The sequence below is a fragment of the Massilia sp. BKSP1R2A-1 genome (assembly GCF_050586525.1).
Classification (GTDB): Bacteria; Pseudomonadota; Gammaproteobacteria; order Burkholderiales; family Burkholderiaceae_D; genus Telluria.
In genome coordinates this window covers 204067-227430 of record NZ_JBOBRE010000007.1, presented here as the reverse complement: position 1 = coordinate 227430, position 23364 = coordinate 204067, and the positions used below count along the sequence as shown (strand labels likewise).

17 protein-coding genes are annotated in these 23364 nt (G+C 65.2%); 11 read left to right on the top strand and 6 right to left on the bottom strand.

Going from position 1 to position 23364, the window contains the following annotated elements; genetic code table 11:
• The first annotated feature begins 131 nt into the window (after window positions 1–131).
• The 10 genes from ACQ7JA_RS13135 (at window position 132) to ACQ7JA_RS13090 (ending at window position 13413) form a co-directional block, all read left to right on the top strand.
• Window positions 132–1721 carry an OmpA family protein gene (locus ACQ7JA_RS13135; protein ID WP_430898345.1) on the top strand — a complete coding sequence of 530 codons (1590 nt, stop codon included), beginning with the start codon at window positions 132–134 and terminating at the stop codon, window positions 1719–1721.
• Window positions 1722–1905: 184 nt separating this feature from the next.
• Window positions 1906–3156, top strand: coding sequence for an ABC transporter substrate-binding protein (locus ACQ7JA_RS13130; RefSeq protein ID WP_430898343.1), 1251 nt, complete (start codon window positions 1906–1908; stop codon window positions 3154–3156).
• Between the two features lie 6 nt (window positions 3157–3162).
• Window positions 3163–4038: a carbohydrate ABC transporter permease gene (locus tag ACQ7JA_RS13125; protein ID WP_430898341.1), complete on the top strand. Its 876-nt coding sequence runs from the start codon at window positions 3163–3165 to the stop codon at window positions 4036–4038.
• A 32-nt stretch (window positions 4039–4070) separates the two neighbouring features.
• Window positions 4071–4937, top strand: coding sequence for a carbohydrate ABC transporter permease (locus tag ACQ7JA_RS13120; RefSeq protein WP_430898480.1), 867 nt, complete (start codon window positions 4071–4073; stop codon window positions 4935–4937).
• Between the two features lie 4 nt (window positions 4938–4941).
• Window positions 4942–6006, top strand: a complete 1065-nt coding sequence (locus ACQ7JA_RS13115; RefSeq protein WP_430898339.1) for an ABC transporter ATP-binding protein — start codon at window positions 4942–4944, stop codon at window positions 6004–6006.
• Between the two features lie 77 nt (window positions 6007–6083).
• Window positions 6084–7118, top strand: a complete 1035-nt coding sequence (locus tag ACQ7JA_RS13110; protein ID WP_430898337.1) for a LacI family DNA-binding transcriptional regulator — start codon at window positions 6084–6086, stop codon at window positions 7116–7118.
• A 97-nt stretch (window positions 7119–7215) separates the two neighbouring features.
• Window positions 7216–8583 (top strand): GH1 family beta-glucosidase, encoded by a 1368-nt coding sequence (locus ACQ7JA_RS13105; protein WP_430898335.1) that lies wholly within the window; start codon window positions 7216–7218, stop codon window positions 8581–8583.
• Window positions 8584–8626: 43 nt separating this feature from the next.
• On the top strand, window positions 8627–11131 hold the full coding sequence (locus ACQ7JA_RS13100) for a glycoside hydrolase family 3 N-terminal domain-containing protein (RefSeq protein ID WP_430898333.1): 2505 nt from the start codon (window positions 8627–8629) through the stop codon (window positions 11129–11131).
• Window positions 11128–12090 (top strand): glucokinase, encoded by a 963-nt coding sequence (locus tag ACQ7JA_RS13095; protein ID WP_430898331.1) that lies wholly within the window; start codon window positions 11128–11130, stop codon window positions 12088–12090. The genes ACQ7JA_RS13100 and ACQ7JA_RS13095 overlap by 4 nt, the downstream gene beginning before the upstream one ends.
• Before the next feature lie 15 nt (window positions 12091–12105).
• Window positions 12106–13413, top strand: a complete 1308-nt coding sequence (locus tag ACQ7JA_RS13090) for a sugar MFS transporter (protein WP_430898329.1) — start codon at window positions 12106–12108, stop codon at window positions 13411–13413.
• Here the strand turns inward: ACQ7JA_RS13090 and ACQ7JA_RS13085 are convergent, their stop codons facing one another.
• The gene (locus tag ACQ7JA_RS13085; RefSeq protein WP_430898327.1) at window positions 13414–14484 is read right to left on the bottom strand and encodes an MBL fold metallo-hydrolase; all 1071 of its coding nucleotides are present in this window, start codon (window positions 14482–14484) and stop codon (window positions 13414–13416) included.
• Window positions 14485–14566: 82 nt separating this feature from the next.
• Here ACQ7JA_RS13085 and ACQ7JA_RS13080 point away from each other — a divergent pair, with 82 nt between their 5' ends.
• Window positions 14567–15178: a TetR/AcrR family transcriptional regulator gene (locus ACQ7JA_RS13080; RefSeq protein ID WP_430898325.1), complete on the top strand. Its 612-nt coding sequence runs from the start codon at window positions 14567–14569 to the stop codon at window positions 15176–15178.
• Here the strand turns inward: ACQ7JA_RS13080 and ACQ7JA_RS13075 are convergent.
• The 5 genes from ACQ7JA_RS13075 to ACQ7JA_RS13055 all read right to left on the bottom strand — a co-directional run bounded on the left by ACQ7JA_RS13075 (window position 15157) and on the right by ACQ7JA_RS13055 (window position 23119).
• Window positions 15157–16668, bottom strand: a complete 1512-nt coding sequence (locus tag ACQ7JA_RS13075) for a tryptophan halogenase family protein (RefSeq protein ID WP_430898323.1) — start codon at window positions 16666–16668, stop codon at window positions 15157–15159. The genes ACQ7JA_RS13080 and ACQ7JA_RS13075 overlap by 22 nt on opposite strands.
• A gap of 10 nt (window positions 16669–16678) precedes the next feature.
• Entirely contained in the window at window positions 16679–17692 is a 1014-nt protein-coding gene (locus ACQ7JA_RS13070) for a cupin-like domain-containing protein (protein ID WP_430898321.1), read from the bottom strand.
• The gene (locus ACQ7JA_RS13065) at window positions 17676–18383 is read right to left on the bottom strand and encodes a SapC family protein (RefSeq protein ID WP_430898319.1); all 708 of its coding nucleotides are present in this window, start codon (window positions 18381–18383) and stop codon (window positions 17676–17678) included. The genes ACQ7JA_RS13070 and ACQ7JA_RS13065 overlap by 17 nt, the downstream gene beginning before the upstream one ends.
• Window positions 18384–18424: 41 nt before the next feature.
• Entirely contained in the window at window positions 18425–19993 is a 1569-nt protein-coding gene (locus ACQ7JA_RS13060; protein WP_430898317.1) for a tryptophan halogenase family protein, read from the bottom strand.
• 117 nt (window positions 19994–20110) lie between these two features.
• The gene (locus tag ACQ7JA_RS13055; protein WP_430898315.1) at window positions 20111–23119 is read right to left on the bottom strand and encodes a TonB-dependent receptor; all 3009 of its coding nucleotides are present in this window, start codon (window positions 23117–23119) and stop codon (window positions 20111–20113) included.
• Window positions 23120–23364 lie beyond the last annotated feature (245 nt).

Sequence of the window (23364 nt, the reverse complement as noted above, 5' to 3'; positions counted from 1 at the left end):
GAAGAAGCAAAATGGCGAAGGGAAAAAGAATATTGAGTTGCATGCTTTCAAGTATGCGCAATAAGCTGGCAGCGCCGCCATGCTTTTGAATAAGCCGCGATTCCAACGAAAAAACGCGTCGCAGCAGTTGCATGTTGACTATCTGGTTCGGATATGGAATTAATTGCTGCACTGCAATTCGAACAAGGTCAAACATGGTAGCCCATCAAAACGCCTCACCCACCTCTGACACTGACTCAGACCAGGGAACGGCTTGGGGAAAACTTACCGAACCTATCAATTCCGCACTGAACATCGTCTACAAGCTCGCGATAAGTTTCGGAGCAATTGCTACGTTTTCTTATTTGTTCCTGATTGGCTTCTTCCCATCCGGGTTGACGCCCGGTGAAGTCATATTTTTCGTTTTCATCGCGCTTGCTTTCCTGTTTACCTATGTGCTCGTCATCGTCTACGGCACATACTCAGCTGTTTGGCTCCTCCAGTTACCGATCTTCGTAATGCGCCGCCTGGCGTACACACGGCAGCAAATGACATCGTTACTGTTCATGCCTGCTGACGCTGTATTGCCACCAATGTCTGCATGGGCACAATGGCGACGGAGGCGCAGGATTGCAGTCACGCGCATGTGGTTGAACAAACCGTGTCTTAGATGGTCCGCATTGGACGGTTGGTTCCATGCCCTGGCATCCCTTGTTCTTTTCTGGTGGCTGGCGCTCATCGCATGGCGGTCGAGTTCCACTCCCCTGATGATGTTCCTGTCGTCTTGTGCACTGTCGGGTTTCCTGATTCTGGTAATCCTCGAGGCTCCTTCCAGCGCGTTCACGACAAAGCGGCAAAAGAATGCACGCTTCCCTGCCATTGCCTTCATTCCGCTTGTCGTCGTGTCGATTTACGGCGGCGGCCCGCGACCGCTGCTTGATTTCGCCTTCCAAGGTCTAGGCATCCAGATAATGGATGTTTCGCTGGAACTCCCCGATTCAGAGGCTGGCGCGATCGAGCGGGTTGCCGACATCGTAGGGCGCCCATTGGTTGATTGCCGGCGTCCCCAGCCGAACCGCCTGCTTGTTCACGGCGCAGAGGTCTTGTGGACCGGCGTCGGGGAACACTCTCTGGTGAGGTTTGCTTCTCACAAGGAGATCCGCAGGGCGCCGTTCGATCCTCAACCGACGGTAGGCCATGCCACGCTCAAGTTTGACACCAAGTCGATGAACATCATCCGCAGTAGCCCCCCACTCGATCCGTGCTTTGACCTTCCCAGCGATCTCCTGTTCGATACCGGCACACATGAGCTTGATAGCGACGCCAAGAAACGGATCGACGCGCTAGCAAAGTCGATCAGCAGTTTCGGTCAACCCGAGAAGATCGTCGTTCGCGGACATAGCGATCCACGGCGCATCGCGTCTGGCCCGGACGGGAAGCCAATCGATAACCAGATTCTTTCCGAGCGGCGCGCGGCGGCAATCAAGCAGCAGCTCGATGCCCAGTTCAATACGGTTCGGAACGAGGACAAGAAAGGTAAAACACCGAAGGACGACGCTGTTGGCGCGCCGGTGATCGTTCGTTCCGAAGGATATGGAAGTAGAGAACCCAAAGTGCAGTGCGTGAAAGCGAAGGACATTTCGGCGTATGAACTCGATCGCTGCAACAAGCCCAACCGCCGGGTCGAGGTGCGAGTCACGTATAGACGGGACAAACGCATCGTTTCATCAAGCGAGGATTAACAGCGCCTGACTCAGGAACTCGCCTGCACCACCGTCTAAAACTTGTCGGGTGAACACAGAAACTGTGCCAAAATCCTGATTGCAATATTTGTTTGACCGAGATTTCACCCGGTGCTATAGTCGGGCAAAGCCGATGGTAACGTTTCCAACGTACCAAAAATAAATGGCGAATAACGGAGACACGATGTCCACAGTACGCACCCTGGCGGCAGCCTGCGCATGGCTGTGCGTCTCTGCGCCAGCGCTCGCCGCGTCGGCGTCGGCCACACAGGCGCCGAAAGCCGAGGTCATCCACTGGTGGACCTCGGGCGGCGAGTCGGCCGCGGTCAAGCAGGTGGCCCAGGCCTACCAGCAGGCCGGCGGCGTCTGGATCGATACCGCGATCGCCGGCGGCGACCAGTCCCGCGCCGTCACCATCAACCGCATCGTCGGCGGCAACCCGCCCACGGCGGCCCAGTTCAACACCTCCAAGCAGTTCCTCGACGTGATCGAAGCGGGGATGCTCAACGACGTCGACACCGTCGCCCGCGCGCAGAACTGGGACCAGATGCTGCCCCCGCCCATCATCGACGTGATCAAGGTGGGCGGCCACTACTATGCGGTGCCGCTGAACATCCACATGCAGACCTGGTTCTGGTATTCGAAGCCAGCCTTCAAGAAGGCCGGTATCGACAAGGAGCCGGCCAGCATGGCCGAATTCTTCACCGCCCTCGACAAGCTGAAGGCGGCCGGCATCATCCCGCTGGCGCACGGCGGCCAGTCCTGGCAGGAGAACGTGCTGTTCTCGGCCATCCTCGCGAATATGGGCGGCAAGGAGCTGTACCTGAAGGCCTTCCGCGACCGCGACCAGGCGACTCTGCTCGGGCCGGCCTTCCGCAACGTGCTGCTCACCTTCAAGCGCCTGAAATCCTATGTCGACCCGGGCTCGCCGGGCCGCAACTGGAACGACGCCACCGCCCTGGTCATCAGTGGCAAGGCAGGCTTCCAGGTGATGGGCGACTGGGCCAAGGGCGAATTCACCAATGCGCGTCAGATCGCGGGCCAGCACTACGGCTGCATGGCGGGCCTCGGCCCTTCGACGCCCTACCTGATCCAGGGCGACGTCTTCGTTTTCCCGAAGACGGACGACGGCAAGACCGTGCGCGCCCAGCAGCTGCTGGCGAATGTGGTCTCGCAGCCGGTCCTGCAGGTGGGCTTCAGCAAACTGAAAGGCTCGATCCCCGTGCGCACCGACGTCGATGCCGCGGAACTCGACCTGTGCGCGCAGAAGGGCCTCGAGATCATGAAGGACCGCACGCGCCAGGCCGGCGTCAGCGAGGTCTACCTGACGCCGGACCAGAACGGCGCCATGCAGGACGTGCTGACTGCCTACTGGAACACCAGTATGCCGGTCGAGAAGGCCCAGAAGAGCATCGCCAACGCACTCAAATACTGACCCGCCATGCTTGCCTTCCGCGCCAACAGGATCACTCCCCACATCGCTTTATTGCCGATGGCCTTGACCGTGCTGGTCGCCTACATCGGCGCCGCGCTGTGGACCTTCAAGACCTCGCTGACCGCCTCGCGCACCTTCGCGTCGGATAACTTCATCGGCGCCGCCCAGTACGTGCGCCTGTTCGACAACGAGCGCTGGCTGCTCTCGCTGAACAACCTGGCCGTCTACGGCATCTGCTTCATCATCGCCTGCATGGTGCTGGGCTTCCTGCTGGCCGCCTTCATCGACCAGAACGTCAGCGGCGAAGGTTTCCTGCGCACCGTCTTCCTCTACCCCTACGCGATGTCCTTCATCGCCACCGGCCTGGTGTGGCAGTGGATGCTGGCGCCCGGCGCCGGCATCGAAGGCGCGGTGCAGTCGCTCGGCTTCACGGACTTCCGCTTCGACTGGATCATCGACCAGGAGATGGTCATCTACACCATCGTCATCGCCGCCGTCTGGCAGGCGTCGGGCCTGGTGATGGCGATGATGCTGGCGGGACTGCGCGGGGTCGACCCGGAGATCTACAAGGCCGCACGCCTGGATGGCGTGCCAAGCTGGCGCGTCTACCTGCAGATCGTGCTGCCGATGCTGGGGCCGACGGTCGCCACCGTCTTCCTGCTGCTGTGCACCGCCGTGGTGAAACTCTACGATGCGGTGGTGGCCATGACCGGCGGCGGCCCCGGCACGGCCAGCGAAGTGCCGGCCAAGTTCATCATGGACCACCTGTTCCTGCGCTCGAACATCGGCCTGGCCTCGGCCGGCGCGGTGACCCTGCTCATTCCGGTGCTGGCCCTGCTGGCGCCCTATGCCTACGCACGCAGCCGGAGGAAACGCGCATGAGCCAGACCACCTTGGAAGCGCCCGCCCCCACGATGCGCTTCGACGCCCCTCTCGTTCCCGCCGCGCGTCGCAAACGCCGCCTGAGCGCCGCGCGCATCGGCGTCTACGCATTTCTGTTCAGCGCCGCGCTGTACTTCCTGCTGCCGCTGTACGTCATGATCATCACGTCCTTCAAGTCGATGGACGAGATCAGGAGCGGCAATGTGTTCGCCCTGCCTCTCGTTGCTACGACCGAGCCCTGGCAGAGCGCCTGGAACCAGGTCAGTGGCGGCTTCTGGAATTCGGTGGCGATCACGGTGCCGAGCACCGTCATCCCGATCCTGCTGGGCGCCGTCAACGGCTACGCCCTGTCCTTCTGGAAGCCGCGCGGCGCCAACGTCCTGTTCGGCGTGCTGCTGGCCGGCGCCTTCATCCCGGTGCAGGTCATGATCTATCCGCTGGTGTGGATGATGGCGCGCGCCGGCGTCTTCGGTTCCCTGCCCGCCATCGTGCTGGTGCACGTCATCTTCGGCATGCCGATCATGACCCTGCTGTTCCGGAATTACTATGCTTCGGTGCCGCACGAGCTGTTCCAGGCCGCGCGCATCGACGGCGGCGGCTTCTGGCGTATCTTCCTGCAGGTGATGCTGCCGATGTCGCTGCCCATCGTCGTGGTCGCCGCCATCATGCAGGTGACCGGCGTGTGGAACGACTACATCCTCGGCCTGGTGTTCGCGGGCCGCGACAATGCGCCGATGACGGTGCAGCTGAATAACGTGATCAACACCACCACCGGCACGCGCCTGTACAACGTCAACATGGCCGCGACCATCCTGACGGCCGCGGTGCCGCTGGCGATCTACTTCATCTCGGGACGCTGGTTCGTGCGCGGTATCGCCGCCGGCGCAGTGAAAGGTTAAGCACATGTCGAACGTCCACCTGCGCAAACTGTGCATCACCCGCGGCAGCAACCAGATCATCCGCGACCTCGACCTGCAGGTCGAACCGGGCGAATTCCTCGTGCTGCTGGGACCCTCCGGCTGCGGCAAGTCGACCCTGCTGCACAGCATCGCCGGCCTGATCGACCTGGCCGACGGCGCCATCGAGATCGGCGGACGCGACATGAGTTACGCCGACCCGAGTGAAAGAGGCATCGGCATGGTGTTCCAGTCCTATGCCCTCTACCCGACCATGACGGTCGAGAAGAACATGTCCTTCGGCCTGCGCATTTCCGGCGCGCCGAAGGCGGAGATCGCCCGCCGTGTGCAGCGTGCGGCGGAGATGCTGCAGCTCGAATCGCTCCTGGACCGCAAGCCCGCCCAGCTCTCGGGCGGCCAGCGCCAGCGCGTGGCGATCGGACGCGCGCTGGTGCGCGAGGCCGGCGTCTACCTGTTCGACGAGCCGCTCTCGAACCTGGACGCCAAGCTGCGCGCCGAGCTGCGCCGCGAACTGAAGCTCCTGCACGCGGCGCTCGGCTCGACCATGATCTACGTGACCCACGACCAGGCCGAAGCCATGACCCTGGCCACCCGCATCGTCGTGATGCAGGGCGGGCGCATCCAGCAGATCGGCACCCCGGCCGAGGTTTACGAACGCCCGGCCAACCGCTTCGTGGCGGGTTTCCTGGGTTCGCCCTCGATGAATTTCGTCGAGGGTAGCCTCGACGGCACCCTCGACGTGCAGCGCCGCTTCAGTGCCGGCGCCTTGCAGCTCACCCTGGCCCCGGACTGCGTTGCGCCTTCCGGAAAAGTAGAGCTGGCGGTACGGCCGGAGGACATCCACCTGCAGGACGATGGTCCTCTGCAGGCAAGCGTGACCCTGGTCGAGCCGATGGGCAACCACCAGGTCGTGTGGCTGGACTGCGGCGGCCACGCCCTGTCCGCCATCGTGCACGACGCGCGCCGGCTTGCGCCAGGCCAGGCGGTGCGCTTCGACATCGATGCGGCGCGGGTCTCGCTGTTCGAGCCGGGCAGCGGCCGGCGCCTGTGAAGACAGGTGCCAGTGTCGGATGAATGCAGTATGCTTCAGTGTTTTCGAATAAACCGTTTATCGATCAGGGACCATTAGTGGCAACCATCAAGGATGTAGCACGTCTCGCCGGCGTCGGCCTGGGCACCGCCTCGCGCGTGGTCAGCGGCAAGGGCTCGGTTTCGCCCGCCACGCTGGAAAAGGTGCGCAAGGCGATCGACGAGCTGGGTTTCCGCCCCTCGCACGCGGCGCGCGCCCTGCTGTCGGGCACCAGCCGCATGGTGGGCGTCTACATCCCGGTCCTGAGCGGCACCTTCTACACCCCGATCCTGCAGATCATCGACACCGAGTTGCGCGCCGCCGGCCTGCACATGGTGGTGGCCTTCGGCGTGGGCCTGGGCGACGCGCGCCGCCAGGCGATGGAAGGCATCGAGTTCCTGATCGAACGCGGCTGCGACGGCATCATCATGATGACCAGCGCCCTCGCCGACGAGGACCTGGCCAGCCTCGGCGCCAAGCAGCGGCAGATCGTGGCGCTGAACCACGAATTCCGCGCGATGCCCGAGCAGTGCTTCACGGTCGACCACGTACTGGGCGGACGCCTGGCCGCGCGCACCCTGCTCGACTACCGGCACCGCGACATCGGCGTGATCTCCGGCCCGGCGGCCCTGAGCGACAACGTGGCCCGCGTCGACGGCTTCATGCGCGAGCTGGAGGAAGGCGGCATCGACACCAGCAAGCTGTGGGTGGCGGAAAGCGACTTTTCGCCGGCCGGCGGCTGGGCCGCGGCCAAGGAGCTGATCGAATCCGGCCACAAGTGCACCGCCCTGTTCTGCGCCAACGACGAGATGGCCGTGGGCGCCCTGTCCTACTTCCAGGAAGCCGGCATCAGCGTGCCGCGCGACCTGTCGGTGATCGGCTACGACGACACGCCCAGCGCCGCTTTCTCGGCCCCGCGCCTGACCTCGGTGCACATGCCCTGGCGCGAGATGACGCTCAACGGCATCAACGCCCTCCTGAACCGCTGCTACGACCTGCAGCGCCCGGTGTCGCGCACCTTCCCGGTCAGCGTCACCCTGCGCGCCTCGCTGGCGAAGCTGCCGACGACGACGTCGCGGAGCCGTAAAAAATGAGGCTGCACGCAGCATGGCCGTGACGCGGCCTTTTTTTTAGCTTGCAGTTGGAAAGCTTTCCAAATATTCTTGCATCAGGTCTTCACACATACACACCATGACAACAGCAAACGCCACCGAGCCGACCGCCCCGCAGCGCGGCGATTTCGCCCCCGACTTCTTGTGGGGCTGTGCCACCTCTTCCTACCAGATCGAAGGCGCGGGCCAGGAGGACGGCCGGGTCGAGTCGATCTGGGACCGCTTCGCCGCCACCCCGGGCAAGGTGAAGGATGGCTCCAGCGGCCTGGTCGCCTGCGACCACTACCACCGCTGGCCGGAAGACTTCGACATCGGCCGCGACATGGGCCTGAACGCCTACCGCTTCTCGATCGCCTGGCCGCGCATCTTCTCGGAAGTCGGCGGCAAGCCGAACGAAAAGGGTCTGGATTTCTACTCCCGCCTGGTGGACGGCATGCTGGAACGCGGCCTGCAGCCCTGGGCCACGCTGTATCACTGGGACCTGCCGCAATTCCTGCAAGACCGCGGCGGCTGGAACGAGCGCGCCACGGTGGACGCCTACCTGGCGTTCGTGGACGCCATGACGCGCCGCCTGGGCGACCGTGTGCAACACTGGATCACCCACAACGAACCCTGGTGCACCTCGATCATCGGCAATTTCGAAGGCTGGCATGCACCGGGCAATACCGACTTCAAGACCGCGCTGCAAGTGGCCCACCACGTGCTGCTCTCGCACGGCAAGGCGGTGCCGCTGATCCGCGCGAACGTCCCGAACGCAAAAGCCGGCATCGCCCTCAGCCTGCACCCGGTGCGCCCGGCCAGCAATTCGCCGGAAGACCTGGCCGCGATGGCGCGCCACGACGGCCTGCGCTACCGCTGGTTCCTCGATCCGCTGTACGGCCGCGGCTACCCGCAGGCCACGCTCGACATCATCGGCGACGCCGCACCAACCATGGAACCGGGCGACCTGGAAGCCATCGCGGTGCCGACCGATTTCCTGGGCGTGAACTACTACTTCCCCGAGACCATCCAGAACGACCCGCACCACGCGCCGCTGGGCGCGCGCGTGCTGCCGCCCGCCGAAGGCATGGAAACCACGGCCATGGGCTGGGAAGTCGCGCCGCAGGGCCTGGCCGAACTCCTGCACCGCATCGAGAACGACTACCACCCTGGCCCGATGTACATCACCGAGAACGGCTCCTGCTACACGGACGAGGTGAATGCGGATGGCGAGATCGACGACGTCGAGCGCCGGCGGTACCTAGCGACCCACCTGGCCGCGCTGCGCGCGGCGATCAAGGATGGCGTACCGGTGAAGGGCTATTTCGCCTGGAGCCTGCTCGACAACTTCGAATGGGCGGAGGGCTACCTGAAGCGCTTCGGCCTGACCCACATCGACTACGCCACCCAGCAGCGCCGCCTGAAGAGCAGCGGCAAGTGGTACCGCAGCTTCCTGCGCGGCGAATAAGCGATACGCCAGAACCCACAATAAAACGAATAGCGAGACACTCATGACACCAATCCTTCGCAATCCCGTGCTGGCGCTCGCCGTCGCACTCGCCTTCCCCGCTAGCGCCTTCGCGCAAACGAGTGGCCAGCTGGCCGATTGGCCGCGCATCGCCAGCCCGATCGCGAAGGATGCGGCGCTCGAGAAGCGCGTCGCCGAGATTGTCGGCAAGATGACCCTGGCCCAGAAGGTCGGCCAGATGACCCAGCCCGAGATCAAGACCGCGACGCCCGAAGACGTCAAGCGCTACTACCTCGGCTCGGTGCTCAACGGCGGCGGCAGCTGGCCGAACGGGAACAAGCATGCGAAGGCGGCCGAATGGCTGGCCCTGGCCCAGCGCTACCACGATGCGTCGATGGCCACCGACATGGCGATCAAGGTGCCGGTGATCTGGGGCACCGACGCGGTCCACGGCCACAACAACGTGTTTGGCGCCACCCTCTTCCCGCATAACATCGGCCTGGGCGCGGCGCGCAATCCGAAGCTGCTCGAGGAAATCGGCGCGGCCACGGCGAAGGCCACGCGCGCCAGCGGCATCGCCTGGGTGTTCGGCCCGACCCTGGCCGTGGTGCGCGACGACCGCTGGGGACGCACCTACGAAAGCTATTCCGAAAATCCGGACATCGTGAAAAGCTATGCCGGCGCCTATGTGCGCGGCATGCAGGGCATGCTGAAGGACGATGCCAACACCGTGGCCACCGCCAAGCACTTCATCGGCGACGGCGGCACCGAACACGGCAAGGACCGCGGCGTCAACAAGTCAACCAAGTCGCAGATGATCAACATCCACGGCGCCGGCTACTACCCGGCGCTGGCGGCCGGCGTGCAGACCGTCATGTCCTCGTTCAATTCCTGGAACGACGTGGCGACCGGCACCGACTACGGCAAGATGCACGGCAGCCGCGTCATGCTGACCGACGTGCTGAAGACGAAAATGGGATTCGACGGCTTCGTCATCACCGACTGGAACGGCCATGGCGAAGTGCCCGGCTGCCGCAACGACAGCTGCGCCGCCGCCATCAATGCCGGCAACGACATGATCATGGTGCCGGACGACTGGAAAGCCTTCATCGCCAACACCATCAAGCAGGTCGAGAGCGGCGAGATCCCGATGTCGCGCATCGACGATGCCGTCACCCGCATCATCCGCGTCAAGCTGCGCGCCGGCCTGTTCGACAAGAGCCCCGCCCAGAACGCCTACGCGGGCAAGGACGAGGCCATGCAGCCGCGCGAGCTGGCGCGCCGCGCCGTGCGCGAGTCGCTGGTCCTGATCAAGAACGACAAGCCGGTGCTGCCGATCGCGCGCGGCAAGAAGATCCTCGTGGTCGGCAAGACCGCGGACGACCTGTCGAACCAGACCGGCGGCTGGTCGATCACCTGGCAGGGCACCGCCAACGTCAACGCCGACTTCCCGAACGGCGACACCATCCTGGCCGGCATCCGCGAAGCGGCTGGCAGCAACAACGTCACCTTCAGCCTCGACGCGCAAGGTGTCGACGTGTCGAAGTTCGACGTGGTGGTGGCCGTGGTGGGCGAGCGTCCGTATGCGGAAGGCGACGGCGACATCGGCCCCAACGGCACCCTGCGCCACTCGGGCCGCCATCCGGAAGACCTCGCCGTGCTGCAGGCCGTCGCCGGCAAGGGCAAGCCCGTGGTCACCGTCTTCGTCTCTGGCCGTCCGCTCTTCGTGAACGACCTGCTCAACCTGTCGGACGTGTTCGTGGCGGCCTGGCTGCCGGGCACCGAGGGCAAGGGCGTGTCGGACCTGCTGGTCGCCGGCCCGAAACGCCATGAATTCACCGGCAAGCTGCCCTTCTCCTGGCCGAAGTCGGCCTGCCAGACCGACCTGAATGTCGGCGACAAGAATTACGCGCCCCTGTTTGCCTACGGCTACGGCCTGAAGGCCGCCACCGGCTCGAAGGTCGGCAAGCTGGACGCGACCTATCCCGCCGGCGGCTGCGGCATCAGCAACACCTTCCCCGTGTTCAGCCAGGCCGACCGCGCGAGCTTCCCGCTGACCTTGAAGAGCGGCCAGCAGCAGCTGGTGCTGGGCGCCGACCTGAATTCGACCTTCAGCCTGCCGGGCGTCACCGTGCAGACCTCGCAGGTGAACACCCAGCAGGATGCCAAGCTGGTCACCTGGAGCGGCCCGGCCACCATCGAAGCGCGCGGCGCGCGCGCCATGGTGCTGCCGGCGGCGGCCGGCAAGGATGCGGCGCTGCGTTTCGACACCATCGTCTCCAGGGCGCCAGCAGGCAAGGTCACCATGGCGATGGGCAGCGGCACGGTCGATGCGACCGCCCTGTTCACCCGCCTGGCCGGCAAGGGCAAGCAGGTCGTGCACATTCCACTGTCCTGCTTCCAGGCCAGGGGCACGGATCTGGCGAAAGTCGAGGCGCCGTTCAGCGTGACCAGCGATGCGGCCTTCGCCGCCGCCTTCGCCAATATCGAGATCGCCGGCGGCGCGGCAAGCGAGGCGGGCGCCGTGAAGTGCGAGGAACTGAAATGAGCCTGCGCCTGCTCGCCGACATCGGCGGCACCAATGCCCGCTTCGCCCTGCAGGAACCGGGGCAGAGCGCCTTTGCGGACATCGAGGTGCTGGCCTGCGCCGACCATGCCACCCTGGGCGACGCCATGCGCGCCTATCTTGGCAAGGCGGCAAGCCGCGGCCTGGCGGTTGACGGCCTGCGCCACGCGGCGCTGGCGATCGCCAATCCGGTCGAGGAAGACCGGGTCAGCATGACCAACCACCACTGGAGCTTCTCGATCGAAGCCCTGCGCGTCGAGCAGGGCCTGGAAACGCTGCTGGTGGTGAACGATTTCGCGGCGCTGGCGATGTCGCTGCCGCATCTGGAAGAGAACGGGCGCGAGCGCATTGGCGGCGGCCTCGAACTGCCGAACCGTCCGATCGGCCTGATCGGCCCCGGCACTGGCCTGGGAGTCTCGGGCGTGATCCCGGCGGGCGAACGCTGGATCGCGCTGGCCAGCGAAGGCGGCCACGTGAGCTTCGCGCCGGCCAACAAGGATGAAGTCGCGATCCTGGAAGCGCTGTGGGGCGAATACGGCCATGTGTCCGCCGAACGCCTGCTGTCGGGGATGGGACTGGAGCTGATCCACTGGGCGCTGACCGGCGTGCGCAAGGATGCGCCGTCCATCACCGGGGCGGCGCTGGACGGCTCTTCGCCGGAATGCCGGCGCACGGTCGAGGCCTTCTGCGCCATCCTGGGCAGCGTGGCCGGCAACGTCGCCCTGACCCTCGGCGCCACCGGCGGCATGTACATCGGCGGCGGCATCGTGCCGCGCCTGGGCAGGCTGTTCACGGAATCGCAGTTCCGCGCGCGCTTCGAGGACAAGGGCCGCCTCAGTCCCTACCTGGCGCGCATCCCCACCTACCTGATCACCGAACAGTATCCGGCCCTGCGCGGCGTGTCCGCCATGCTCGCCGACCACGTCGCATCGCAGCAATAACAACACGGAGACATCATGCAAAGTACCGCCCAGAACCAGGCGCCGCCGCTGGCGCACCTCCCCGAGGCCGAGCACAACCCGCACACCGGCGCGCTCGTCATCGTCACCATCCTGTTCTTCATGTGGGGGCTGCTGACCTCCCTGAACGACGTCCTGATCCCGCACCTGAAGTCGATCTACACCCTGACTTACCTGCAGGCGATGCTGGTGCAGTTCTGCTTCTTCGGCGCCTACTTCATCGTCTCGCTGCCGGCCGGCGCCCTGATCCGTAGAATCGGCTACCAGAACGGCGCCGTCACCGGCCTGATGATCGCAGCGGCCGGCTGCGCCCTGTTCTACCCGGCCTCCAAGGGCGGCTACGGGCTCTTCCTGTTCGCCTTCTTCGTGCTGGCGAGCGGCATCACCATCCTGCAGGTGGCGGCCAACCCCTACGTGACCGTGCTCGGTCCGGCGCGCCTGGCCTCGAGCCGCCTCACGCTGACCCAGGCCTTCAACTCGCTCGGCACCACGGTGGCGCCGGCGCTGGGCGGCATCCTGATCCTGTCGACCGTGGCCCTGAGCGCCGACCAGCTGGCAGCCCTGCCGGCCGCCGAGCAGGCCGCGCACAAGGCGCTCGAGGCGGCAACGGTGCAGGGCCCTTACCTTGCGCTGGCGGCGGCGCTGGCCATCCTCGCGGTGCTGTTCGCCCTGGCCAAGCTGCCGAAGATCGACCACGCGGAAGACGGCCAGCCGGCGGTCGACGGCAAGGGCGGCGCGATGGCCTATCGCCACCTGGTGCTGGGCGCGGTCGCGATCTTCCTCTACGTGGGCGCGGAAGTCAGCATCGGCAGCTTCCTGATCAACTTCCTCGGCGAGGGCAATATCGCGGGCCTGAGCCACGCGGACGCCGCCCACTACGTCAGCCTGTACTGGGGCGGCGCCCTGGTCGGCCGCTTCATCGGCTTTGCCGCGATGCGCTACATCAGCCCGGGCAAGTCGCTGGCCGTCACGGCGCTGGGTTCCATCGTGCTGGTGCTCACCGCGACCTTCGGCGAGGGCTCGGTGGCGAAGTGGGCGATCGTCGCGGTCGGCCTGTGCAACTCGATCATGTTCCCGACCATCTTCAGCCTGGCCCTGCATGGCCTGGGCAAGTTTACCGGCCAGGGTTCGGGCATCCTGTGCATGGCCATCGTCGGCGGCGCCGTCATCCCCTTCGTGCAAGGCATGTTCGCCGACACCATCGGCCTGCAGCCCTCCTTCATGGTGCCGGCCGTGTGCTACCTCTTCATCCTCTACTTCGGCGTGAAGTACGCCAACCTGCACAAGCAGCCGGTGGCGGCCTGATTATTCCACCGACTTCCACCACTGGCTGCCGGGCTGGGGGGCCTTGAGGTTCAGGGCTTCCCCCATCTCCGGCGTGGCCAGCTTCACGCCCTTGCCCTCGGCCAGCGCCACGATGCGCTCGAACGGGTCCTGCCAGCGGTGCAGGGCCAGGTCGAAGGTCCCGTTATGCATCGGCAGCAGCCAGGCGCCCTTCACATCGAGGAAGGCCTGCAGCGTCTCTTCCGGCTGCATGTGCACGTCCGGCCACTGTTTGTCGTAGGCGCCGGTTTCCATCAGCGCGACGTCGAAGGGGCCGTAGCGGCGGCCGATCTCCTTGAAGCCGTCGAAATAGCCGGTGTCGCCGCTGAAGAAGAGGCGCAGCTCGTCGCTCTGGATCACCCAGGAAGCCCATAGCGTCGAGTTGCGGTCGTTCAGCGATCGCCCCGAAAAGTGCTGGGACGGGGTCGCGACGACACGCACGCCGCCGATCTGCGTCCCTTGCCACCAGTCGAACTGCTGCACCTTGGCCTGGTCGATGCCCCACTCGACCAGGCGGTCGCCCACGCCGAGGGGCGCCAGGAAGTGCTCGGTCTTGGCCGCCAGCGCGAGGACTGCCGCGTGGTCGAGGTGGTCGTAGTGGTCGTGCGAGAGGATGACAGCCTTGATCGGCGGGAGATCGTCGATCGAGATCGGCGGCGCGTGGAAGCGCTTGGGGCCGGCCCACTGCACGGGCGAGGCGCGCTCCGAAAACACCGGGTCGGTCAGGTAGAAGGCGCCGCCGAGCTTGACCAGCATGGTCGAGTGGCCGAGGCGGTACAGCGTGTTGTCCGGCGCCGCCAGCAGCTCGGCCTGCGTGAGCGCACGCACTGGAATCGCGGCTGTCGGCATGGTGCCCTGCGGCTTGTGGAACATGAAGTTCCACCACAGGCGCGCCATCTCTCCAAGGCTGTGCTCGCGCATCTGGACGGGATTGCGGAATTTTCCTTCCGCGAACTGGGGCGACTCGGTGTGCGCGGGAGCCGCGCTGGCAAGGGTGCAATAGCTCATGATGGCGGCAATTCCAAGAAAAAGGGTGGCAAAGAGGAGGCGCATGGGATCTCGATCCGTCAGATGTACACTACACAGTGTAGTTTCACTTTTTGGAAAAGTAAACTGCCGGGTGTAGAATATGTGTATGACCCCTCCCCGCCTCACCGACCTCAAGCGCGACGCCATCCTGAAAGCCGCGGCTGCCGAATTCCGTGCGAACGGTTTCGAAGCGACCAGCATGGACCGCATCGCTGCCGTCGCCGAGGTATCGAAGCGCACGGTGTACAACCATTTCCCCAGCAAGGAAGAACTGTTCGCGGAAACCATCGTGCAGCTGTTCCAGGCCAGCGCCGAGCTGCTGGAACTCCCCTACCGCCCGGACCTGCCCTTGCGCGAACAGCTCAGCGAGCTGCTGCGCCTGAAGATGCGCACCCTGGAACAGCAGGACTTCCTGGACCTGGCGCGGGTGGCGATTTCGGAAGCGATCCACGCGCCCGAGCGCGCGCTGCCGGTATTCGCGCGCCTGAACGAGCGTGAAGAAGGGGTGACCGCCTGGATCCGGGCGGCCCAGGCGGATGGAAAACTGAAAGCCGGCGATCCGGTCTTCGCCGCCACCATGCTGCAGGGCCAGGTGAAGGCTTTCGCCTTCTGGCCGCAGGTGGCGATGGGCGCCGCCCCCTTGGGCTCCGCGCAGCAGGAACCCGTGATCGAGGCGGCGGTGTCGATGTTCCTCTCTTACTTCGGCGCCGCGCAGTAGCGCTCGACGTAGGACTGGTGAGAAGGCAGTCCCGCCACGGTGCGGTCGACCTGCCCCTTGATCCCGCCGAGGAAGTGCGAGAGCTCCTCGTCACCCATCAGGTCGGCCGTCTGGTGGTGCTGCAGCGGCATGATGCCCTGCCCCAGCATCACCTGCACCCAGGAGTTCTCGGCGAACAGCTCGTTCGGCAAGCGGAACACGCGGCCGGTCTCGCGGAACAGGTCGATGCGGTGCTGCAGCGCTGCCGGCACCGCCATATTGCGCGCGTCGACCCAGTAGGGCGCGTCGATGCGGTTGTTGACCTTGTAGTGCAGGATGATGAAGTCGCGGATGTGCTCCACCTCCGTCGCGGCCTGCCGGTTGAACTCGTCGACATCGGTCTGCATGATGCCCTCGTTCGGGAACATCTGCATCAGGCGCAGGATGCTGCGCTGGATCAGGTGGATGCTGGTCGATTCGATCGGTTCGAGGAAGCCGCTCGACAGTCCCACCGCGACCACATTCGCCTTCCACACCTGCTTGCGCTGGCCCGGCGTGAATTTGATCACGCGCGGCTTCATCAGGGGCTCGCCCGCGATGTTGTCCATCAAGGCCTTGACCGCCTGCTCCTCTTCCACATAGCGGCTCGAGAACACGATGCCGTTGCCGACGCGGTGCTGCAGCGGGATGCGCCACTGCCAGCCGAAGGCGTGGGCGATCGAGCGCGTCAGCGGCACCGCGTCGCCCACGGAGGTGGTCTGCAGCGCCGCGGCGCTATCGTTGAACAGCCACTGCGACCAGTCCTCGTACTCGACGCCGAGCGCCTGGCCGATCAGGAGGCCGCGGAAACCGGTGCAGTCGATGAACAGGTCGCCCTCGATGTCCGCGCCCGAGTCCAGGGTGATCGAGCGCACGTGGCCGGTGAGCGCGCTGGTGGTGACGTCGACGATCTTGCCTTCGATGCGCTGCACCCCGAAGCGTTCGCTGAACCTGCGCAGGTAGCGCGCGTAGGCGCTCGCGTCCAGGTGGTAGGCGTAGTTCAAACCCTGGCGCGGCAGGTGGGCGAACTTGTTCTCTTGCGAAGCGCGCAGCTCCAGGCAGTAGTCGCCGTAGTCCCCCGCCAGGCCGCGCTCGCGGCCCTTGTGCCAGAAGTGCTGGAAGCCCGCGGTCCAGTGGTCGGTGCCGGTCAGGCCGAAGGAGTGGATGTAGTCCTCCTTCACATTGCGCCAGTTCTCGAAGCTGATGCCGAGTTTAAAAGTCGCCTTGGTCTCGGCCATGAACTCCTGCTCGTTGATCTCCAGCAGGTTGTGGAAGTTCAGCAGGGTCGGGATCGTGGCTTCGCCCACGCCCACGGTGCCGATCTCGTCGGATTCGACCAGCTTGATGTCGAGGCGCTTGCCCAGGATCTTCGAAATGCAGGCCGCGGCCATCCAGCCGGCGGTGCCGCCGCCCGCGATGACGACGCGGCGCACCGGCTTGCCCATGCCGACCCTGTTGATACCTTTGTCCATGCTGGCTCCTTCAGCGGTTCATGCGTTTGAGTAGTTGGGCGCGGATGGTGCGCACGGCGTCGCCGTCCATTGGGGCCAGGACCCGGCGCGCCGCTTCCGGGATGTGCGCCGCGGTAGCGCCGTCCGCCTCGAACACGTAATGACGAAACAGCTCCTGCCAGGCCTTGCGCTGCTCGGGCGGCAGATCGCGCACGCTCATCAGCGCGTGCATCAGCGCGTTCATCGGGGTGTCCATGTATTCCGGCGACTGGCGCCACCAATAGTTGACCAGCACATTCAAGTCGCCCAGTGCTTCTATGTGGTGCCACCACATGCTGGGAATGAACAGGGCGTCGCCCGGCTCCAGTTCGGCCGCCAGGGCCTGCTCCATCGCCTGCGCGAATCGCGGAAAGCGCGCCAGGTCGGGGCGGTGGAAGTCGACCAGGCTGATGGCCTGGCCGGCCGGAGTGAGGTCGAGCGGGCCGATATACAGGTTGTTGACCTGCTGCGGCGGAAACAGGGTAAAGCGGCGCCGGCCGGCCACCACGCAGGCCAGGTTGTCCGGCAGGTCGTAGTGGGCCGCGATGCGGGTGCGGTTACCGATCCAGATGCTGGCCAGGGCGTCGCGTCCGCCCAGGTCCATCGGGTTCTCGTCATGAAAGCCCGGCAGGCAGGTCTCGATCGTGGTGGAACCAACGTAGATGGCCGGCTGCTGGTCGGCGCCCCGATAGCGCGCCAGCTCGTCCAGCACCTTGTCGAGGCGCACCCGCACCGGCGCGAAGTTGAAACCGTCCATCGCCTCGTTGTAGAAGAAGCGCCCGTCGATCTCCGGCGCTCCCAGCATGGCGTTGACGGTGGCGTCGCGGTAGAAGCGGCGCAGATAGGCATCGGCCTGGGCGCTCGATCCGCGGGCGGCCGCGACCATGGGCCAGGCTGCCGTCAGGCCGCGCAGCAGCAGCGGTTCGGTCGAGGCCAGGATCTCGGGGCCGAGGTCGCGCGGGGCCAGGCCGCCGATCTCGCGGATCGGTCTAGCGGCCGGCAGCATGGCGGCAGTTCTTGCGCTCGATCAGGGAGCGGAAATTCGACATCGACGCGATCTGGAAATAGATCGGACCGAGGAAGCCGGCCTTGTGCAGGCTGTCGATGGCGGCGGCGGGAAGCTGGGCCAGGCGTTCCTCGTTGACGGTATAGAAGCCGCCGAGACGGTGCTGCGAACCGTCGTCGAGTGTGATGTCCAGCGCAAATCCTTCCAGCAGCTCATTCCTGGCCAGGGCGTCGGTGAAAGCTGCGTTCGACCGCATGCCCTCGTGGATCGCCAGCAGCATCGCATTCACGTGGTCCAGGTAGGGAGACACGCCGCCATGCGCCAGGAACACCGGCTCGCCCTCGGTGGTGCTGACGCGCGGGTTATCCAGGTCGATGTGCACTGTCAGCTCATCGCCGTTCTGGCCGATCAGGAAAGGCAGGCGTTCGACCAGCAGCGGAACCGTCGTCGCCTGCCATTCCTGGCCCTCGAGGAACAGGTTTTCGTCGTTCTCGAAGCCGAACAGGGCGATCGGTTCGAAGGTGCCGTCGTCCGCCTTGCGGAACACGATCGGGTAATGCGCCTGCAAGGAGCGGAACTCGTCCGGAAAGGTCGGGGCGAAGGCGCGCTCGTCGCCGAGATCGGCGCCGCGGCGTGTGATCACGCGCAGGTCCTTGTGATCGATATTGTTCAGCAGTACCGGCTTGGTCATGGTGTGTGTCTCTTGATGGTTGTCGTCGTCGCGTGGTGGTGTCATGCGCGCGGCAGGCCGTGGCGCACGATATGCGCCAGCAGGCCGCGGTTGTCGGGCAGCGCCGGGAGCATGCGGCGCGCCAGCTCGGCGGCCTGACGGAAAAAGGCGTCCGCGTCTTGCACGCCGGGTTCGCCCGGGCGCGCTCGCCGCGCCACGCCGGGCTCGGGCCGGAAGCCCATGCCGTACAGGACATACTGGTAACTCGCTGCCGGAAAGACTTCCTGGATACGGTCGAAGTCCAGGCGCGAGGGGGGCCGGTGGCGCCAAAGCGCCAGCAATCCAGCCAGGCGCTCGGGCACGGTCTCGCGGTTGTCGCGCCAGTAGCCGTGCGGGTCGGCGCCGCCCGTGCGGCGGCTGAGCACGTAGTGCAGCTTGAGAAAATCGATCACCCGCTCCCAGCGGTAGGTGAAAACGGTGTTGAAGCGCTGCGCGCAGAGATCCATCTCGGCGCGCGTGGGCGGCATCTCTTCGAGCAGCATGGCCCCCGCGAGTTCGACCATGGCCAGCGCCGATGCCTCCAGCGGCTCGATGAAGCCGCTCGACAGTCCAATGGCGACGCAGTTGCGGTGCCAGAAGCGTTCGCGGTATCCGGGTTCGAAGCTCAGCTTGCGCGGGACCACGTCATCCGGGCCGCCGCTGGCGCGCACATAGGCGCGCAGGGCGGCCTGCGCCTGCTCATCCGACGTATGCGCGCTGGAGTAGACGTGTCCGATGCCGCGCCGGGTCGGCAGGCCGATATCCCAGATCCAGCCCGCATCCTGCGCCGTGGCGCTGGTCTGCGAGGCGATCGGATCGTCCGCGCTCGCGTACGGCACCTGCACGGCCAGCGCGGTATCGTTGAACAGCACGCCGCGCTGCGGCAGGAAGGCGACGCCGAAGTGCTTCCCGAGCAGCAGCGACTGCATGCCGGTGCAGTCGACGAACAGATCACCTGGGAGGAGGCCGTGCTCCCTGGTTCGCAGGGCCGCGATATCGCCATTCTCGTGCGGCACGACGCCGGTGATATGGTCCGGCACGTAGTGCACGCCGAGTTGCTCCAGGCAATGTTTCTTCAGGAAGACCCCGAACTTGCCAGCGTCGAGATGGTAGCCGTAGTTGGCCACGGCCGCGAATTCAGGCGTGGCCGCCTGCTTGGGCGCGCGGCCCTGCAGGCACAGGTGCGGCTGGTAGCTGGCCAGTTCCGCGAAGGGCATGTCGCCATGGCGTGCGAGCCAGCCACCGGCCAGGTCGGCGTCGCCCCAGCCCTGCGGCAGCACGAAGGGGTGGAAATAATGCTCGTCAGGTGCGCCGGTGACCCAGCGGTTGAAGCGCGATCCCTGCTTGAAGGCGGCGTCGCACTCACGCATGAAGGCGGACTCGGACAAGCCGGCCGCGCGCAGCGTGTCGCGCATGGTCGGCCAGGTGCCCTCGCCCACGCCGATAATGGGTACGTCGGGCGACTCGATCAAGGTAATGCGCAGGCCGCCCCGCTCTTCGGTCTGCAGGCCGGAGGCGAGCGTGGCGGCCGTCAGCCATCCGGCCGAGCCTCCGCCTGCGATCACGACATGCCGGATGGTGGTGCTCACCATATTTGTTCCAAGAAAACAGATACTGGGCAAGTCTAACTCAGAAAACCCTGCTGGAAGACAAGGGAAAAGACAGGTCTTCCAGCAGGCCGCCGTCCGCTGGCGCGGACCGGCACGGGGTCAGAACTTGTAGCGGGCAGCCAGCATGTAGCGCGGACCGGACTGCTCCACGTACAGCGCCTGGCGCTCGTTGCGACCGTGGACGCGCTTGGTCTCGTCGGTCAGGTTGATGCCCTCGAACTGCAGGGTCAGGTTCTTGTTGATGTTGTAGCCGATGCTCAGGTCGAACTGGCCGTATGCCTCGACGTAGTTCGGGTTCGGGCCCGAGCCGTCGAAGGTCGAGGACAGGAATTTGTCGCGCCAGTTGTAGGCCGCGCGCACATTCCACTTCTCGTTCTCGAAGATACCCACCAGGTTGGCCGAGTCGCTCAGGCCGACCAGGGCGAACTGCTCGCCGATGCTGGCGTTGTTGTACTTCAGGCCCGAGTTCACGTAGGTATAGTTGGCTGACACACCGAAGCCGGACGCCCCGAACATGTGCTGCACGTTGAATTCGAGGCCGCGCAGGCGGGCCGCCTTCTGGTTCGAGTAGCTGGTGATCTGGAAGTTTGCGACCGGATCGTTTGGCTGGCCGACGATGGTGCCGGTAGCATTGCCGGCCGAATCGTCGGCACCCCGGGTCACGCCGGGACGGCCATTGAAATTGCGCAGGATGTAGTTGCGGATGCAGGTCAGGTCGGTCGCGGCGCAACCGCCGCCGATCGCCGCGTTCCAGTAGGCGCCGCCCACCGGGGTACGCAGTCCGAAAGGCTGGGCGATCACCTGCGACTGGCCGGCGTAGTTTTCCAGGTTCTTGCGGAAGTGGCCGAGCGATACGAAGCTCGACTTGGCGTAGTACCACTCATAGGCGAGGTCGATGTTCTTCGACTTGACCGGCAGCAGGCCCGGGTTGCCCTGGCGCCCGGTGCCGCCCTGGACACGCGCCAGGGTGTCGAGCACCTGGCCGCCGGTGAGCTGGTCGTAGCGCGGACGGCCGATGGTTTCGCCGTAGCTGAAGCGGCCCTTCATGTCGGAGCGCAGATCGATGTCGGCATCGAAGCTCGGCAGCACATGATGGTATTTGCCGGTCAGGGTCGTGAAGGACGGCGCGCCGAAGCCCACGGGGAACTCGTTCTGCGACACCCAGCTGATGGTGGTCGCGATCGGCACCAGCGCGGTCGAGGTGACGTCGGTCTTTTCATAGCGTACGCCGACCGAGGTATGGACCGGCATCGCGAAGTCCCAGTCAGTATTGAACTGCAAATACAGGCTCTTCGATTTTTCCCGGGTGCGCTGGTCGGTGTCGTAGGTGGTCTTCGGCAGGTACAGGTTGGGCAGGCCCGAAGCTTTGGCCGCCAGCTGGCGAACCTGGTCGAAGTTGAAGGTATAGAAGGTGTTGAACAGGTTCGGGTTGTCGCTGCCGTCGATGTTGTCGAAGTACTGGCGCAGGCTCTCGGCATGGAAGACGCTGGCCGGGTAGTCGGACGGATTGGTCGCGCCGCCCCAGGTGTCGCGCTGCTGCACCGAGAAGGCGGAGCGGTTGTTGACGTCGGTGGTGGCCAGGCCGAACTTCAGTTCGGACGCTTCCAGCATCTTCCAGCTGCCGTGCGCCTGGACCTGCTTGATCTCGCTCCTGACGTAGCCGTTCTCGAACACCGATCCAGTCACCTGCTGCGGCGCGCGTTGGAAGTCGGCGCCCTGGATGCTCAGGACCGGGAAGTCCTTCGAGAAATCGACGCTGGTGGTGCCGCGGCTGAAGCTGGCGGTGCCCAGGGTATTGGCGGAACCGAAGGGGCTGTCCGGCACCGATTCGGCGGTCGACTTGTGGGCATCGAGCTCGAAGCGCACGTCGCTGTTGACGCGCCATGCGGCGTTGAAGCCCAGCGACTTGTTCTGGGTCTTGGTGGCGAAGTCCGCCGCGCCCATCGCGATGTCGCTGGTCGCCGGATTGATGATCTCGGTATAGACCAGGGGTGCGGCGACCGGACCGTTGGTCCAGCTGCTCGACGAAGGGCCGAAGTTGAACCAGGCCGACACGTCGTTCTTCTTGGTCTGGATCTTGTTCTCGGAATAGGTGTAATCCAGCGTCGTGGTGAGCGCCTTGGACGGAGCGTATTGCAGCACCAGCTGGCCGTTGGTGCGCTGACGCTGGATGCCGCTCATGTTGTAGTTCAGGTTTTGCGGCACCTGGTACAGGTCGCCCGGCTTCGGACGGTTGGTGATGTTTTCCGAACCCGCGGTGCCGGGTTGGGGAATGGTGCCCCAGTTATTCTCGTCGCCGCGGAACGGGCCCTTCCAGCCACTGGTCACGCCGGCCTGGTTGTAGCCCAGGTTGCGCTCCTGGTAGCTGGCCGAGAGGCCGATACCGAACTTGCCGTCGGCCGAGGTATTGCTGTAGATGCCCGAAATCTCGGGGGTAAGCTTGTCGCTCGGGGTGATGTCCTTCGGCAGATTCTCGACCGACTGGTCGTACACACCCTTGACGCCGATACTGGCCTGCAGGCCTGGACGCGACAGCGGGCGCGCCGTCAAAACGTTGATGGTGGCGCCGATGCCGCCGGTCGGGGTTTCGGCACGCGCCGATTTGTAGACCTGCAGCTGAGACACCGCTTCCGAGGCGATGTTGGCGAAGTCATAGGCGCGTCCCGGACGGTCGCCCAGGCTCGAGGTCGGCATCTGGCGGCCGTTCAGCAGCACCAGGTTGAAGTCGGGGCCGACGCCGCGCACGGTGACCTTGGAGCCTTCGCCGATGCTGCGGTCGATCGATACGCCGCTGATGCGCTGCAGCGATTCGGCCAGGTTGGTATCCGGGAATTTACCGATGTCTTCGGCGACGATGCCGTCGACGAAGCCCTGCGCATTGCGCTTGAGGTTCATCGACGATTCGAGACTGGCGCGCAGGCCGGTGACGACGACGGTCTGGACGCCGGCGGGCGAGGATGGCGAGGTTGCCTCCTGCTGGGCCGGGTCGATGGTGGCGGCCGCGCCCGGGGTCGAGGCGACCTCCTGGGCATAAGCCGGCATGAACGCCGCGCATGCGCTGGCTACTGCCAGGCTCATCAATGTCTGTTTCGCCTTCGGGTAATACATGGTGCTCTCCTGTTTTTTTAAGTTTTTAACCGTCACCCATCCAACGGTGTCTCCACTACCTTTGCCGGCTCCTGTGGCTGCACGCTGCCGGCGGTCATGCTGTTCCAGCTCTCGTTTCGCTGTCACTCCCTAAGCCTGGGCACCTCCTCGCCTCGCGGTCCGGCACGGGCGCTTCCATGCGGCGCAGCGAGGACATGCGGCCGGGGCCGATGTCCTCGCTGTCGGGATTGCTTCAAAACCTGGCG